At 63.6% G+C, this 14,312-nt stretch carries 14 protein-coding genes and 1 riboswitch; of the genes, 7 read left to right on the plus strand and 7 right to left on the minus strand.

The window, feature by feature from the left end:
* Positions 1–84 precede the first annotated feature (84 nt).
* A complete protein-coding gene (locus tag AHA_RS19285; RefSeq protein WP_011707522.1) occupies positions 85–900 on the plus strand; it encodes an ABC transporter permease in 816 nt (271 codons plus the stop codon).
* Positions 901–929: 29 nt separating this feature from the next.
* Positions 930–2,360 (plus strand): gamma-aminobutyraldehyde dehydrogenase, encoded by a 1,431-nt coding sequence (locus AHA_RS19290; RefSeq protein WP_011707523.1) that lies wholly within the window; start codon positions 930–932, stop codon positions 2,358–2,360.
* A gap of 156 nt (positions 2,361–2,516) precedes the next feature.
* Here AHA_RS19290 and AHA_RS19295 read toward each other — a convergent pair whose 3' ends face one another.
* Entirely contained in the window at positions 2,517–2,849 is a 333-nt protein-coding gene (locus AHA_RS19295) for a hypothetical protein (protein ID WP_011707524.1), read from the minus strand.
* Between the two features lie 335 nt (positions 2,850–3,184).
* Positions 3,185–4,051, minus strand: coding sequence for an EamA family transporter (locus tag AHA_RS19300; RefSeq protein WP_165444140.1), 867 nt, complete (start codon positions 4,049–4,051; stop codon positions 3,185–3,187).
* A gap of 103 nt (positions 4,052–4,154) precedes the next feature.
* On the opposite strand from AHA_RS19300, the gene AHA_RS19305 reads away from it, so the two are divergent.
* Positions 4,155–4,613: an Lrp/AsnC family transcriptional regulator gene (locus AHA_RS19305; RefSeq protein ID WP_011707526.1), complete on the plus strand. Its 459-nt coding sequence runs from the start codon at positions 4,155–4,157 to the stop codon at positions 4,611–4,613.
* A gap of 118 nt (positions 4,614–4,731) precedes the next feature.
* Here the strand turns inward: AHA_RS19305 and AHA_RS19310 are convergent, their stop codons facing one another.
* The 4 genes from AHA_RS19310 to treR form a co-directional block, all read right to left on the minus strand.
* Entirely contained in the window at positions 4,732–5,337 is a 606-nt protein-coding gene (locus tag AHA_RS19310; RefSeq protein WP_011707527.1) for a sugar O-acetyltransferase, read from the minus strand.
* Positions 5,338–5,340: 3 nt separating this feature from the next.
* Entirely contained in the window at positions 5,341–7,002 is a 1,662-nt protein-coding gene (treC, locus tag AHA_RS19315) for an alpha,alpha-phosphotrehalase (RefSeq protein WP_011707528.1), read from the minus strand.
* 68 nt (positions 7,003–7,070) lie between these two features.
* Positions 7,071–8,501 carry a PTS trehalose transporter subunit IIBC gene (treB, locus tag AHA_RS19320; RefSeq protein WP_164927752.1) on the minus strand — a complete coding sequence of 477 codons (1,431 nt, stop codon included), beginning with the start codon at positions 8,499–8,501 and terminating at the stop codon, positions 7,071–7,073.
* 191 nt (positions 8,502–8,692) lie between these two features.
* Positions 8,693–9,640: a trehalose operon repressor TreR gene (treR, locus tag AHA_RS19325; RefSeq protein WP_011707530.1), complete on the minus strand. Its 948-nt coding sequence runs from the start codon at positions 9,638–9,640 to the stop codon at positions 8,693–8,695.
* A gap of 210 nt (positions 9,641–9,850) precedes the next feature.
* Between treR and AHA_RS19330 the strand changes: the two genes are divergently transcribed.
* From AHA_RS19330 to ansB, 3 genes are all read left to right on the plus strand, one after another.
* Positions 9,851–10,801, plus strand: coding sequence for an AEC family transporter (locus AHA_RS19330; RefSeq protein ID WP_011707531.1), 951 nt, complete (start codon positions 9,851–9,853; stop codon positions 10,799–10,801).
* Between the two features lie 67 nt (positions 10,802–10,868).
* Entirely contained in the window at positions 10,869–11,063 is a 195-nt protein-coding gene (locus AHA_RS19335) for a heavy-metal-associated domain-containing protein (RefSeq protein WP_011707532.1), read from the plus strand.
* 132 nt (positions 11,064–11,195) lie between these two features.
* Entirely contained in the window at positions 11,196–12,254 is a 1,059-nt protein-coding gene (gene ansB, locus AHA_RS19340; protein ID WP_011707533.1) for an L-asparaginase 2, read from the plus strand.
* A 90-nt stretch (positions 12,255–12,344) separates the two neighbouring features.
* On the opposite strand, the gene AHA_RS19345 is transcribed toward ansB, so the two are convergent.
* Positions 12,345–13,331 (minus strand): sodium:calcium antiporter, encoded by a 987-nt coding sequence (locus AHA_RS19345; RefSeq protein WP_043126998.1) that lies wholly within the window; start codon positions 13,329–13,331, stop codon positions 12,345–12,347.
* Positions 13,332–13,419: 88 nt separating this feature from the next.
* Positions 13,420–13,527: riboswitch (yybP-ykoY riboswitch) on the minus strand.
* 194 nt (positions 13,528–13,721) lie between these two features.
* Between AHA_RS19345 and AHA_RS19350 the strand changes: the two genes are divergently transcribed.
* Complete coding sequence (locus AHA_RS19350) at positions 13,722–14,309, plus strand: superinfection exclusion B family protein (RefSeq protein ID WP_010635988.1); 588 nt, start codon at positions 13,722–13,724, stop codon at positions 14,307–14,309.
* Positions 14,310–14,312: the final 3 nt, after the last annotated feature.

Here is a 14,312-nt window from a genome sequence, read left to right on the forward strand (position 1 = left end):
TCATCCACACGCGTTCTCGGATCATGGCTATTCACCTGACGACAGCAAAACGCTTGGGGGCCTTCGATGCGCTCTAATACCTCCATGAAACGGGACCATGGCAACCAGCCCTCCGGCCTGCTCAAGTACGCGGCCATCGGCGGTCTCTTGTTCCTGCACTTTCCGATCCTGTTCATCTTCCTCTACGCCTTCACCAGCGAGAGCAAGAGCTACCAGTTCCCGCCGCCCGGGCTCACCCTCAAGTGGTTCGAGGTGACCCTCAACCGCCCCGACGTGTGGCGCGCCATCCAGCTGTCGCTGGAGGTAGCGGGGCTGGCGACACTGGCCGCCATGGTGCTCGGCACTCTGGCGGCGGGGGCCATCGCCCGCAGCCGTTTCTTCGGCCAGGAGGTGGTGTCACTCTTGCTGGTGCTGCCCATCGCCCTGCCCGGCATCGTCACCGGCATCGCGCTGCGCTCCGCCTACGGGGTGATGGAGATCCCCTTCAGCTTCTGGACCATCGTCATCGGTCACGCCACCTTCTGCGTGGTGGTGGTCTACAACAATGCCCTGGCGCGCTTTCGCCGCACCAACCAGAGCCTCATCGAAGCGTCGATGGATCTCGGAGCCGACGGCTTCCAGACCCTGCGCTACGTGATCCTGCCCAACCTCGCCACCGCCCTGCTGGCGGGGGGCATGCTGGCGTTCGCCCTCAGCTTTGACGAGGTGATCGTCACCACCTTCACCGCCGGCCAGCAGACCACGCTGCCGATCTGGATGTATCAGGAGCTGATCCGGCCACGGGACAGGCCGGTCACCAACGTGGTGGCGCTCATCATAGTGGCCTTCACCACCATTCCCATTCTGCTTGCCTACTACCTCACCCGCGACGGCCAGGACGTCGCCGGCAGTGGCAAATAACGACTCAACGCGTGCGCAAGGATGCAACCATGAAACTCTCTACCCAACTCTTGATCGACGGTCAGTTCGTCACCGGTGACGGCCAGGCCGAACCCATCCTCAACCCGGCCACCGGGGAACTTCTCGCCTCGGTGCCAGAGGCGTCGTTCGAGCAGGTGAACCGGGCGGTGAACGGCGCCCAGCGCGCCTTCGCCCAGTGGAGCCGCACCACCCCGGCCCAGCGCAGTACCCTGCTGCTGCGCCTGGCCGATGCCATCGAGCGCCACGCCGAGGAGTTTGCGGCGCTCGAATCCCTCAACTGCGGCAAGCCCTATCTGGCGGTGCTCAATGACGAGCTGCCGGCGGTGGTTGACTGCTTCCGCTTCTTCGCCGGCGCCGCCCGCTGCCTGCAAGGGCCGCTGGCGGGGGAGTACATCGAGGGGCACACCAGCATGATCCGCCGCGACCCCATCGGGGTGGTGGGCAGCATTGCCCCCTGGAACTATCCGCTGATGATGGCGGCCTGGAAGATGGCCCCCGTGCTCGCCGCCGGCAATACGGTGGTGCTCAAGCCCTCCGAGCAGACCCCGCTCACCGCCCTGCGCCTGGCGGAGCTCGCCAGCGAGCTCTTCCCGCGCGGCGTCATCAACATCGTCTGCGGCCGGGGCGAGAGCGTGGGGGCGCCGCTGGTAGAACACCCGCTGGTGCGCATGGTGTCGCTCACCGGTGACATCGCCACCGGCCAGAAGATCCTGCAGAGCGCCGCCCGCACCATGAAACGCACCCATCTGGAGCTGGGTGGCAAGGCGCCGGTCATCATCTTCGACGATGCAGATCTGGAGGCCGTGGTGGCGGGCATTCGCACCTTCGGTTTCTACAACGCCGGCCAGGATTGCACCGCCGCCTGCCGCATCTACGCTCAGGGCAAGATCTACGACAAGTTTGTCGCCGCCATGACGGATGCGGTCGCCTCCATCAAGGTGGGTGGTCCGCGCGAGGAGGGGGTGGAGATGGGGCCGCTCATCTCGGACCGGCAGCGCAACCGGGCGGCCAGCTTCGTGGAGCGGGCCCAGAGCAGCGGTCACGTGGAGGTGACGGCGGGGGGCAAGATCCGCCCGGGCAACGGCTTCTTCTTCGAGCCGACCCTGATCGCCCATGCCCGTCAGGAGGATGAAATCGTGCGCCGGGAGGTGTTCGGCCCGGTGGTGTCAGTGACCCGCTTCAGCGACGCCGAGCAGGTGGTGCAGTGGGCCAACGACTCGGACTACGGCCTCGCCAGCTCGGTCTGGACCCGGGATCTCGGCCTTGCCAGCAAGGTGGCCAGCCACCTGCAATACGGCTGCACCTGGATCAACACCCACTTCATGCTCACCTCCGAGATGCCCCACGGCGGCATGAAGATGTCCGGCTACGGCAAGGATCTCTCCCTCTACGCGCTGGAGGACTACACGGTGCCGCGCCACATCATGCTCAAGCTGTGAAACCCGAACAGCCGAAGACGAAAAGCAGAAGGCCCCGCATGGCGGGGCCTTCTCTCTGAGCACTCTGCATCTTCACGCCGCTGTGGCGATCATGGCCGGGGACGGTACCGGTCGAGCCGGTGCGGTCTGCGGCCATCGCGCCAGGGCGTCGTCGGCTTAGCGCTGCTTGCCGCTGCCGATACCGAACGGAATGCGGTAGTCGCTGCTCTGATCACCCAGGCTCACGGTCAGGTTGCCCTGGGTGCGGCTCGGGATCTGCACTTGCTGGGTGCCCATCAGGTTGGCATGGACGGAGGCAACCACGTCGCCAGACTCGTCACGCACTTCCAGCATGGGGTTGGCCTTGCCTTCAACGGCGGCGGTCGCGTGCCAGTTCACAAACAGCACGCCCGGGGCGGCGTTGAAGCCAGCCGGAACGGAAGCCTGGGCGAAACCTGCGGTCATCAGGCCTGCAACGGCCAGCATCTTGATTACGTTTTTCATGTTCATTCACTCTCTTGGTTTTTATGTCATTGCCTGGGCCGACGGGCCCGAATCAATGCATCCTTGCAAGAGGTTATTCAAATAGTGTGTTGTTCTTTCACCGACATCCGGCACCCTGTTTGAGAGTGCCACAGCCTTGAACGACCAGTTATTTGGCCGCTTGGCGTTCCTGCCTAAGCGTTGAGTGAATATTAAACATCCAGGCCCGCCATTGTTAGCGAGATAAACTGGCCTAGATGTTCAAAAAATCTGAAGTGGCTGTACATCCCGGGTTCAGCGAACGGCAGACCCTCACCGGCGAGGTCATGAGGATAATCCGGCTGCCGTACGGGCCCGGCAGATCACGCTGGCTCGGTGCGCCGGCGCCCGCCTTGCCAGGTGGTGCCCATGGAGGCGGCGATGATCGCCGCTATCCCCAGCCACTGGGTCGGGGGCAACTGTTCCCCCAGCAACAGCAACCCCATCAGGGCCCCCATGGCGGGTTCACCGCTGGTCAGAATGCCGTAGCTCTTGAGCGGCAGCCGGCGCAGGGCAAACATCTCGAGGGAGTAGGGAATCGCGCTGGAGAGCAGCCCTACCCCCACGATGGTCAGCACCACGGGCAGGGTGAAGGTGGCCTCGCTCGCACCACCGAGGCCGAAGGGCAGCACCAGCAAGGTCCCCACCCACATGCCCAGCGCCGGCGCCTGCGCTCCCAGCAGGGCACCGGCCCGCTTGCCGGTCAGCATATAGAGCCCCCAGAACACCCCGGCGCCGAGCGCCAACGCCGCCCCCAGGGGATCGAGGGTCTGTTCGGCCGCCCGCAGCGGCAGCAACAACAGCAGGCCGACGATGGCCAGCGCCAGCCAGAGGAAGTCTGCCCGATGGCGCGAGCCGAGCAGCGCTACCGTCAAGGGGCCGATGAACTCGATGGCCAGCGCCACACCGAGGGGGATCCGCTCGATCGCCAGATAGAAGAGCAGGTTCATGGCCCCGAGCGACAGCCCATAGGGGATGGCCCCGAGCAGGGTGCGCCGCTCGAGGGGCATCCGCCAGATGCGAAACACCAGCGAGAGGATCAGGGCGGCACATCCCAGCCGGAACAAGGTGGTACCGGCGGCCCCGATCAGGGGAAACAGGGACTTGGCCAGCGAGGCGCCGAGGGTAATCGACAGCATGGCGAGGATGACCGCCAGCAGGGAGGAGAAAGCAGTGGTGTTCGGCGGCATCTTGTTCAAACCTGAGCAGACAATGAGAAGTAAAATATATCTGGCGACGCCCGTAATTTCGGTCTAAAACTGGCCCTATTCGATAATTTTTATCTCTCTCCCCATGACCGACAAATTCGATCTGCTCATCCTCGCCGAATTGCAGCAGGATGCCCGCCTGCCGATCCCCGAGCTGGCCCACCGGGTCGGCCTCTCGGCACCGGCCTGTTACCGCCGCGTGCGGGCGCTGCGGGAGGCTGAACTCATCGAGCGGGAGGTGGCGCTGGTGGCACCGGCCACCATGGGCTGGCCCATCACCATGCTGGTGCTCGTGACGCTGGAGCGGGATCACGGCCGCATCGTCGATGAGATGATTTCCAGCCTGCAAGGGGAACCGGAGGTCATGGACCTCTGGTACGTCACGGGGGAGCAGGACTTCGTGCTGCAGGTCGCCGCACGGGACATGCAGAGCTACGACCTGTTTACCCGGCGGGTGCTGCATGCCAGGGAGCAGGTGCGCAGCTTCAAGACCCTGGTGGTCATGAAACAGCACAAACGCTGCGGAGCCTTGCTGCCTGCCTGAAGTGAGAACGCACTGCCCGGTTCGGTCGGCACGTCCTTGGGAAGAAATGAGATGAAAGATGGCGCCTTGAGCGCGGCGCCAGATATAAACCGGGGCGGGATTGCCCGCCCCGGCTGGGTCAGACCGCCGTCAGCTCCTCCGCCGTCATCGGCCGCAACACCTTGCAGGGGTTGCCGGCCGCCACCACGCCCGCCGGCACATCCTTGGTCACCACAGATCCCGCGCCGATGACGCTGTTGTCCCCTATGGTGACGCCGGGACAGATGACGACGCTGCCACCGATCCAGACGTTGTGACCGATCCGCACCGGCTTGCCGAACTCCACCCCCTTGATGCGCGGCACCACCGCCACCGGATGAGCGGCAGTGTAGATCTGCACCCCGGGCGCCAGCAGCACGTTGTCGCCGATATGCACCTCGCACACGTCGAGGATGGTGCAGCCCACGTTGGCGTAGAAGTTCTCGCCGACGAAGATGTTGGCGCCATAGTCGCAAAAGAACGGCGGGTTGATGGCGCACGCTTGGCCACGGCCGCCCAGCAGTTCATGGAGCAGGGCATCCCGCACCGGTTTCTCCTGCCAGCTGGTGTTGAAGGTGTGATAGAGCCGGCGGCAACGCTCGCGCGCCGCTTTCAGCTCAGGGTCCCCCGCATCATAAGGCTCCCCCGCTACCATCTTCTGCCACTCGGCGCCACGCACCGCCGTCTTCGTCATCACCTCGTTCATCGCCTACTCCACCAGCCAGATCAGGGATTCATAAGGGCGCAGCATACAGGACTGCGGCCGGGCCGGGCTATCTGGGTAGTTGCCAAGCAGCAGGCGCCCCTTGCCGGTGGCCAGCTCGTCCGGCAGGGCGAAGGTGGCCGGCTCGCCGTAGAAGTTGCTCACCACCAGCAGGGTCTGGCCGTTGGCGCGGCGGACATAGGCCCAGATCTGCGGATGCCCTGCCAGCAGCTCCTGATAATCCCCCTGGGTGAAGATGGGGTGCGCCTTGCGCAGGCGGATCAGATCCCGGTAGTGCCAGAACACCGAGTGCTGGTCGGCCAGCGCCGCCTCGGCGTTGATCAGCGGGTAGTTGGCGGCAGGCTTGAGCCAGGGCGTTCCGCTGGTGAAGCCGGCGTTGGCCGCAGCGCTCCACTGCATCGGGGTGCGCGAGTTGTCGCGGGACTTGGCGCCGAGAATGGCCAGGATCTCGGCCTCGCTCATCCCCTCGGCCTGCTTGATGGCGAAGATGTTGCGGCTCTCCACATCCTGATAGTCATCGATGCGCTGATAGCCGGGGTTAGTCATGCCGATCTCCTCCCCCTGATAGATGTAGGGGGTGCCCTGCAGGCCATGCAGCGTGCTGGCCAGCATCTTGGCGGCCACTACCCGCTGTTCACCCTCGTCACCGAAGCGGGAGACGATGCGCGGCTGATCGTGGTTACACCAGAACAGCGCCGACCACCCCTTGCCGTGCATGCCACTCTGCCAGTGGTTGAAGATGCGCTTGAGCTCGAGGAAATCGAACGGCGCCTTGGTCCACTTGTCGCCGTTGGGGTAATCCACCTTGAGGTGGTGGAAGTTGAACACCATGGAGAGCTCGGAGCCATCCAGTGCGCCGTAACGCTGGCAGTGCTCCAGCGAAGTAGAGGACATCTCCCCCACCGTCATGGCGCCGACCGGGGCAAACACCTCGCGGCTCACATCCTGTAAAAATTCGTGGATGCGCGGCCCGTCGGTGTAGAAACGGCGGCCATCGCCTATCTCGTCATTCGGGAACGCCTGATCCTTGGAGATGAGGTTGATGACATCGAGCCGGAACCCGTCCACCCCCTTCTTGGCCCAGAAGTGGATGATGTTTTTCACCTCGGCACGTACCGCCGGGTTCTCCCAATTGAGATCCGCCTGCTCGCGGGCAAACAGGTGCAGGTAGTACTGACCGGTGAGCTCATCGAACTCCCAGGCACTGCCGCCAAACTTGGATTGCCAGTTGTTGGGCACACCGCCATCCACCGGATCGCGCCAGATGTAGTAGTCGCGGTAGGGGCTGTTTTTATCCCCCAGCGCCGACTTGAACCAGGCGTGCTCGGTGGAGGTGTGGTTCACCACGATATCCATCACGATGCGGATGTCGCGCGCGTGGGCGGCGGCCAGCAGCGCCTCGAAATCGGCCATGGTGCCGTAGGCGGGATCGATGGCAAGGTAGTCGGCGATGTCGTAGCCGTTGTCCACCTGCGGGGAGACGTACACCGGAGTCAGCCAGAGGGCATCGACACCGAGGGTCTTGAGATAGTCGAGGCGGGCCATGATCCCCTTGAGATCGCCGGTGCCACGGGCAGCGGAATCCTGAAAGCTCTTGGGGTAAATCTGGTAAATCACGGCGCTCTGCCACCAGGGTGTTTGGCTCATGGGTCTTGCTCTTGTCTCGAATGAAAAAGGGAGAGGGCGACCCCTGCGGGTCGCCCTGATGCGTGGGATCAGGCGCTGGCCTGGGCCAGCTTGCCGGCCGCCTGCTGGCGCTTGTAGACCAGCAGGGTCAGCACCACAGGCACTACGATGGCCACCAGCATGGCGAGGGAGTAAACGGCCCAGTATTGCGGCTGGATGGAGAGGATACCCGGCAGGCCCCCTACCCCGATGCCGTTGGCCATCACCCCGGCGAAACCGCAGATGAGGGCCGCAAGGCTGGAGCCCACCATGGCGCACAGCATGGGGAACTTGTACTTGAGGTTGATGCCGTACATGGCCGGCTCGGTCACCCCAAGGTAGGCGGAGATGGCGGCAGGCACCGAGATCTCCCGCTCGTTCTCCTTGCGGCTGATCAGAATGATGCCGACGACCGCAGACGCCTGAGCGATGTTGGAGAGGGCGATCAGCGGCCAGATCGGGGTGCCACCCATGCTCTGCATCAGCTGCAGATCCACCGCGTTGGTGGTGTGGTGGATGCCGGTGATGACCAGTGGCGCGTAGAGGAAGCCGAACAGGGCGGCACCGATGGGGGCAAACGAACCTGTCATGGCCGCCTTGGCAGCAAAGCCGACGCCGTCACCCAGCCAACGACCGAACGGGCCGATAAAGGCGTGGGCCACGATCACCGCCAGCAGCAGGGAGATGAAGGGGACGATCACCAGATAGAGATAGGCCGGAATGATGCGCTTGAGGTTGGTCTCCACCCAGGCCAGGAATACCCCCGCCAGCAGGGCCGGAATGACCTGGGCCTGATAACCCACCTTCTGGATGACGAACAGACCGAAGTCCCACACCTCGGGGGTCTGCTGACCGATGCCGTAGGCGTTCATCAGTTGCGGGGAGACCAGGGTGATACCGAGCACGATACCCAGGATCTCGGAGCCGCCCATCTTCTTGACCGCAGACCAGCAGACGCCCACCGGCAGGAAGTGGAAGATCGCCTCGCCCAGCAGCCAGAGGAAGGCATGCACCTGCGCCCAGAACTGGCTGATCTCGATGAGGGAATGAGTGCCGTCGTCGAACATCTTGATGTCGCCGATGACGTTGCGAAAGCCCAGGATCAGACCGCCGGTGATGATGGCGGGCAGCAGCGGCACGAAGATCTCCGCCAGATGGGAGATGCCCCGCTCCAGCGGGTTCATGTTCTGGCGCGCCGCCTGCTTGGCGGCCTCCTTGCTGCCGCCGCTGACACCGATCTCTTCGGTCAGCGCCTTGTACCACTGCTCCACCTCGTTGCCGATGACCACCTGGAACTGACCACCCTGGGTGAAGCTCCCCTTCACCGCCGGGATGGTTTCGATGGCCTTGCTGTCGGCCTTGGCCGGATCGTTCAGGACGAAGCGCAGCCGGGTCAGGCAGTGGCTGACGGTGGCGATGTTCTCCTTGCCACCGATCTTGTCGATGAGCGTGGCCAGGTGTTGTGCGTTGATCTTGGACATGAGTCTTCCCTCTGTGACTCCATTGATATTGGTCTGCGTCGCCCTTTTGGGCCAGTCAGTGGGCCCGAGCGTTTTTGGTATCGTTCCCATTTAGCATGCCGACAATCTTGCCAGATCAAAATGGGAACGTTCCCATTTCGTGGCCGAGCTCACAAAAAGCACAGTTTTTGTGCAGGACTAGGTGATGGCAATCACAGAGGGTGGCTGGGGGCTATGGTCGCCAGCGGGGGCAGATCCTGCTCGATCTGGCCGAGCAGCTGACGGGCCGCCTGCTCGCCCGCCCCCTTGTAGCCGAGATCCAGGCTGAGGGCGTTGGGGAAGAGAAAGCTGAGCATGGGGTTGTTGCCAAGACCGGTCACCAGCACCTCGCTGCGCCCCTGCTCCTGCAAGTATTTCGCCGCGCCGATGGCGAGGGTGTCGCTGGCGCAGACCAGGGCGCCGGTAGTCGGGGTGAGCAGCTCCCCTGCCAGCCGGTAGCCGCTCTGCAGGCTGAGATCGCCGAGGGCGCTGCGCGCCGCCAGCCCCTGCTCGGCACAGTAGCCGAGGTAGGCATCGAGCCGGCGCTGGCCGGTGGTGAGGTCGCTGGTATCCACCCCCAGGTAGGCGATGTCGCGAATGCCGCGGGCGGCGAGCTGGTCCAGCATGGTGTGCACCGCCCCGGCGTCGTCGAAACAGACCGAGGAGAAGCCGGGATGATCGCGGGCCACCAGCACCAGCTTATCCCTGAGCGGCGCCATGGCGGCATAGTCCAGGTCGTTGAAGGCGAACAAAATGATGCCATCCACCCCGCGCCGCTCCAGCACAGCCAGATGCTCCTGCACCTTGGCGGGGGAGAACTTGCTCTCCATCAGCACGGCGTCGTAACCGCGCTGGTAGAGGGTCTCCAGCATGCCGCGCACCGCCTGGTTTTCCGAGCTGGAGTCGAGCCGCGAGACGATGATCCCCACCACCTGCTGGCTCTGGCTGCGCATGGCCCGCGCCGACTTGCTCGGCACGAAGCCGTGTTCGGCGATGATCTGCTCCACCCGATCGCGGGTCGCCTGCTTCACCTTGGGATCCTGATTGAGCACCCGGGAGACGGTCGACTTGCCGACACCACTGAGTCGGGCGATATCGAGGATGGTCAGTTTTTTGTCCATGAAGTGGCTCACAGGGGCTCGGCGGTGGAATTGCCCACATTGTTGTGATTAACCCCTGTGAATACAAGCCCATGGCGTTAGAATGCCCCTTTGGCCCCGGCGAACGCCGTGCCATTCGCCATCGCACAGGACGCGCATCATGGGTCTATTCGCCAGTCGGCTTCAATCTCTCTCCGTCACGGGTCCCGTCTATCGCACAGGAGATCCATCATGACTCTGCTGGCCAGTCTGCACTTCTCCCTCTCCATCACGGGCCCCATCTGCGTGGTGCTGCTGCTCGGCATCTGGCTCAAGCAGCTGGGTCTGTTGCCCGACAGCTTCGTCGAGTCCGCCTCCCGCCTGGTATTCCAGGTCACCCTGCCCGCCCTGTTGTTCCTCAGCATGGTGCGCACCGACTTTTCCACCATGCCGAGCCCCTGGCTCATCCTCTACGGCCTGCTCGGCACCCTCACCGGCTTTCTGGTGCTGGAGCTGTTGGCAGCCCGCTTCATCCCCGAGCGGCGCCAGCGCGGCATCTTCGTGCAGGGCAGCTTTCGCGGCAACATGGGGATCATGGGGCTGGCCTATGTACAGAACGCCTACGGCGCCGAAGGGATCGGCGCCGCCGCCCTGCTGGTGGGCTCGGTCACCGTGCTCTACAACGTGCTCGCGGTGATCACCCTGACCCGCAGCCTGGGGGGCAGCAAGGGCATCAAGCCGATCCTCAAGGGGATCGCCAAAAATCCGCTGATCATCGCCATTCTGTCCGCCCTGCCCTTCGGCTTGCTCGGCATCGAGCTGCCCCAGCTGGTGATCACCACCGGTAACTACTTTGCCAACATGACCCTGCCGCTGGCCCTGCTCTGCACCGGTGCCAGCCTCAACCTCAAGGCCCTGCGCGGGGGCGCCCTGCTGACCGGCTGGGCCACCGTCAACCGGCTGTTCTGCATCCCGGTGCTGCTGGTAATGGGGGCCTGGGCACTGGGCTTCAGTCCGCAGGCGCTCGGCATCCTGTTTCTCATCAGCTCCACCCCCACCGCCGCCGCCAGCTATGTGATGACCCGCGCCATGGGGGGCGACAGCGTGCTGGCAGCCAACATCATCGCCACCACCACGCTGGGTTCGCTGGTCAGCACCAGCCTGGGCGCCGCCCTGATGAACTATCTGGGGCTGATGGGCTAGCCAGCAGCTTGACCTTGCCGCGGGCGGCAGCTTTACGCTGACTACCTATCAACAGAGGAGCTATCCCATGACCATCGAACTCACCGTCTCCGGCATGTCCTGCGGTGGCTGCGCCGCCAGCCTGCAAAAAGCCCTGCTGGCCCAGCCTGCCGTCAGCACCGCCAGCGTCGACTTTGCCAGCAGCAAGGCCGTCATCGAGAGCGAACTGAGCAAGGCCGAGCTGATCGCCCTGATCGAAGCCAAGGGCTTCTCGGCGAGTTAAATTATCTCCATATAGGTATAAAACAGGTTAAAATTCTGTACCCAGCTGTTTTTTGGTGAGAGTCATCACAAACCCCGGCAACAGAAAGCGCAAACTTGCTGCAATTTTTCTCACCTCAGAAGGATTTGCTGCATGACTCTCCCGATCCGCAAGACCCTGCTCGCCGCCGTCCTCGGCCTGACCCTCTCCCCGATGGCCATGGCCCTGCCCAACGTCCATATCCTGGCCACCGGCGGTACCATTGCCGGGGCGGGACAGTCCGCCACCCAGTCCAACTACGAGGCCGGTAAGGTGGCCATCGAGACGCTGATCGCCGCCGTGCCCGAGATGAAGAACGTGGCCGACGTGCAGGGTGAGCAGGTGGTCAAGATCGGCTCCCAGGACATGAACGACGAGGTGTGGCTCAAACTGGCCAAGCGGGTCAACGAGCTGCTGGCCAAGGATGACGTGGACGGTATCGTCATCACCCACGGCACCGACACCATGGAAGAGACCGCCTACTTCCTCAACCTGACCGTCAAGAGCGACAAGCCGGTGGTGCTGGTCGGCGCCATGCGCCCCTCCACCGCCATGAGCGCCGACGGTCCGATGAACCTCTACAACGCCGTGGTGACCGCCTCTGACCCCGCCTCCAAGGGACGTGGCGTCATGGTGGCGATGAACGACACCGTGCTCGATGCCCGCGACGTCACCAAGACCAACACCACCGGGGTGCAGACCTTCGCCTCCCCCAACTTCGGCCCGCTCGGCTACATCCACAACGGCAAGATCGACTATCAGCGCAGCCCGGCCCGTCTGCATACCAGCAAGACCCCGTTTGACGTGAGCAAGCTCGACAAGCTGCCGCAGGTCGGCATCGTCTACAGCTACGCCAACGCCACCGATCTGCCGGCCAAGGCGATGGTGGATGCCAAGTTCGACGGCATCGTCAGCGCCGGGGTGGGCAACGGCAACCTCTACCACACCCTGTTCGACACCCTGGCCAAGGCGAGCAAGGACGGTATCCGGGTAGTGCGCTCCGCTCGCGTGCCGACCGGTTCCACCACTCTGGATGCCGAGATCGATGACGCCAAGTACGGCTTCGTCGCCGCCGAGACCCTCAACCCGCAGAAAGCGCGGATCCTGTTGATGCTCTCGCTCACCCAGAGCAAGGATCCGGCCCAGATCCAGCGCTGGTTCCAGCAGTTCTGACCTCCTTGCCGGCATCGGCCGGCATGGGGTGATGACAACAAAAAGGGCGGGACAAGATCCCGCCCTTTTGCATGCGATGCGGCTGGTGCCTCAGTTCGCCATCAGCCAGCCGCAGAAGCCAAGATAGATAAGCCCCACCCAGGCGAGCCTGCCCGCCGTCATCCGCTCCCGACTGAACCCCCACCACAACAGCACGACCGCCAGCAGCGTCACCAGCGAGGAGACCATCATGGTGCTGTCCAGCAGCCAGGGGGTGAACAACAGGCAGAACGCCTTGGGAATGGTGCCCTGGATCATCATGGCCCCCGAGATATTGGCCAGTGCCAGCCGGTGCTTGCCCTGCCGCACCCAGATCAGCACGTTCATCAGCTCGGGCATCTCGGTCGCCACCGGGCTCAGCAACAGGGCCGCCAGCACCGGCGAGAGGCCGAACAGCTCGCCCATGCTCTCCAGCTGGTGAACGAACAGCTGGGCCGCCAGCGCCACCACCACCAGCGCCACCAGGGTTTGCAGCAGCACCTTACCGAGCGCCGGGATCTCGGCACCCGGATCCAGCTTGAGGGGCTCTGGCAACTCGACCTCGTGGCTGTCGGTCTGTTTCAGCTCGCGCCGCACATAGACCAGATACACCAGCACGAACAGCGGGGCCAGCCAGGTTTTACCGGTGAAGGCCACCATGCCGAGGGCCACCGCCACCAGGAAGATGCCGACGAACCAGGCCTGATCGCGGCCTATCTCGCGCTGCACCTCGCCATCGATTGCCCTGTGCTCGCGGCTCATGCACAGCAGCAGGGTCACGCCGACGGCGGCATAGCCAATGGTGGAGAGTACCAGCGGACCGCCGAGGGCGGCGCCTATCCCGATCTGCTGCTGAGCGGGGGCATTCCCCATCAGCAATGCGGTCAGGGTGACGATGCACTCGGGCAGGGCCGTGCCGAGGGCCGCCAGCAGGGAGCCGGTGGCACTCTGGGAGAACTTGAAGTGGTGGCCGGTCCATTCGATGCCGTTGACGAAATATTCGCAGGCCAGATAGATGGTGACGGCAGAGAGCAGAAATAACAGCAGGGTGATCAGCATGATGAGTAACCGCCAGGCGAGCAGAACAACCAATGGACCCGATACGGCTCGCCCGGCTGGCTTGCATATCGAGGCCAAAGGTCTTGCAGAGCGATGGATACCATCGCCGCCCATGCCATGGATCTGAGGATCCAAGAATGTTGACATGAGCCCTGCCCGGATCACGGGCGGGTTGCTACTCCCCTATGACAGTGCGGGCTTTTTACCAAGTTGAGCGCCGCCTCACAAGGCAAACTAATGATCATTCGCTCAACAAGTTGTAAGGGAATGTAACCGTCCCACCACCGGCTTTGCCGTCCGGATCCACTCCCCTGTCGCTGAACGCTTCGCCTTGGCACACCGTTTGCTATGAGATGACTACTGTCCACACTGATTTGGGAAGGGTGAACGATGAAACGGTGGATCCAACATTTCTATCAACTGAACCGCCTCAACTGGCTGATGGTCTGGCTGCTACTCTGCTGCAGCATCATCCTGCTGTTTCCGGCCGGTTTGATGAAGGGGGCCGTCAGCCAATGGGCCGCCACACACGCCGCCTGGCTCGGCGTCGGCATGCTGATCGCCATCTCCTACTTCTGCAGTCAGGGCTTCCTGATCGCCTGGGAGTGGGCCTGTGACGAGTGGCAGTCCCGCCGCCAGCAGGATCAGCTGGCCCAGATGATCTCCTTTCTCGACTTCAACGAGAAGGCGGTGCTGCGCGAGTTCGTGCTGCAACGCAAAAGCGTCATAAACTTGCCGATCACCGAGCCTGCCGTCAAAAACCTGATGGATGCCGGTGTACTGACCTATGCCTATGGCAAACCGGTGCGCGAGAAAGAGGACGAGAACCAGATCCGCGCCCTGATGATCGCCCTGCCGGCCCGGCCGCTGCTCACCTACAAGGTATTGGGGCTGTCGCGCGGCAAGATGAGCGACGAGCAGGTGGAGCAGATCATGAATGCCAGACCCAAGTTCGCTCAGAAAAGCTTCCAGCGCTGATCT

The sequence above is a fragment of the Aeromonas hydrophila subsp. hydrophila ATCC 7966 genome, from assembly GCF_000014805.1.
Taxonomy (GTDB): domain Bacteria; phylum Pseudomonadota; class Gammaproteobacteria; order Enterobacterales; family Aeromonadaceae; genus Aeromonas; species Aeromonas hydrophila.

What these genes read in the sequence shown, in the direction of transcription:
- treC (WP_011707528.1), bottom strand. Translation starts at nt 7,002, where the DNA reads ATGAGCCAAACACCCTGGTGGCAGAGCGCCGTGATTTACCAGATTTAC.
- treB (WP_164927752.1), bottom strand. Translation starts at nt 8,501, where the DNA reads ATGTCCAAGATCAACGCACAACACCTGGCCACGCTCATCGACAAGATC.
- AHA_RS19295 (WP_011707524.1), bottom strand. Translation starts at nt 2,849, where the DNA reads ATGAACATGAAAAACGTAATCAAGATGCTGGCCGTTGCAGGCCTGATG.
- treR (WP_011707530.1), bottom strand. Translation starts at nt 9,640, where the DNA reads ATGGACAAAAAACTGACCATCCTCGATATCGCCCGACTCAGTGGTGTC.
- AHA_RS19330 (WP_011707531.1), top strand. Translation starts at nt 9,851, where the DNA reads ATGACTCTGCTGGCCAGTCTGCACTTCTCCCTCTCCATCACGGGCCCC.
- ansB (WP_011707533.1), top strand. Translation starts at nt 11,196, where the DNA reads ATGACTCTCCCGATCCGCAAGACCCTGCTCGCCGCCGTCCTCGGCCTG.
- AHA_RS19345 (WP_043126998.1), bottom strand. Translation starts at nt 13,331, where the DNA reads ATGCTGATCACCCTGCTGTTATTTCTGCTCTCTGCCGTCACCATCTAT.
- AHA_RS19335 (WP_011707532.1), top strand. Translation starts at nt 10,869, where the DNA reads ATGACCATCGAACTCACCGTCTCCGGCATGTCCTGCGGTGGCTGCGCC.
- AHA_RS19300 (WP_165444140.1), bottom strand. Translation starts at nt 4,051, where the DNA reads ATGCCGCCGAACACCACTGCTTTCTCCTCCCTGCTGGCGGTCATCCTC.
- AHA_RS19290 (WP_011707523.1), top strand. Translation starts at nt 930, where the DNA reads ATGAAACTCTCTACCCAACTCTTGATCGACGGTCAGTTCGTCACCGGT.
- AHA_RS19305 (WP_011707526.1), top strand. Translation starts at nt 4,155, where the DNA reads ATGACCGACAAATTCGATCTGCTCATCCTCGCCGAATTGCAGCAGGAT.
- AHA_RS19285 (WP_011707522.1), top strand. Translation starts at nt 85, where the DNA reads ATGAAACGGGACCATGGCAACCAGCCCTCCGGCCTGCTCAAGTACGCG.
- AHA_RS19310 (WP_011707527.1), bottom strand. Translation starts at nt 5,337, where the DNA reads ATGAACGAGGTGATGACGAAGACGGCGGTGCGTGGCGCCGAGTGGCAG.
- AHA_RS19350 (WP_010635988.1), top strand. Translation starts at nt 13,722, where the DNA reads ATGAAACGGTGGATCCAACATTTCTATCAACTGAACCGCCTCAACTGG.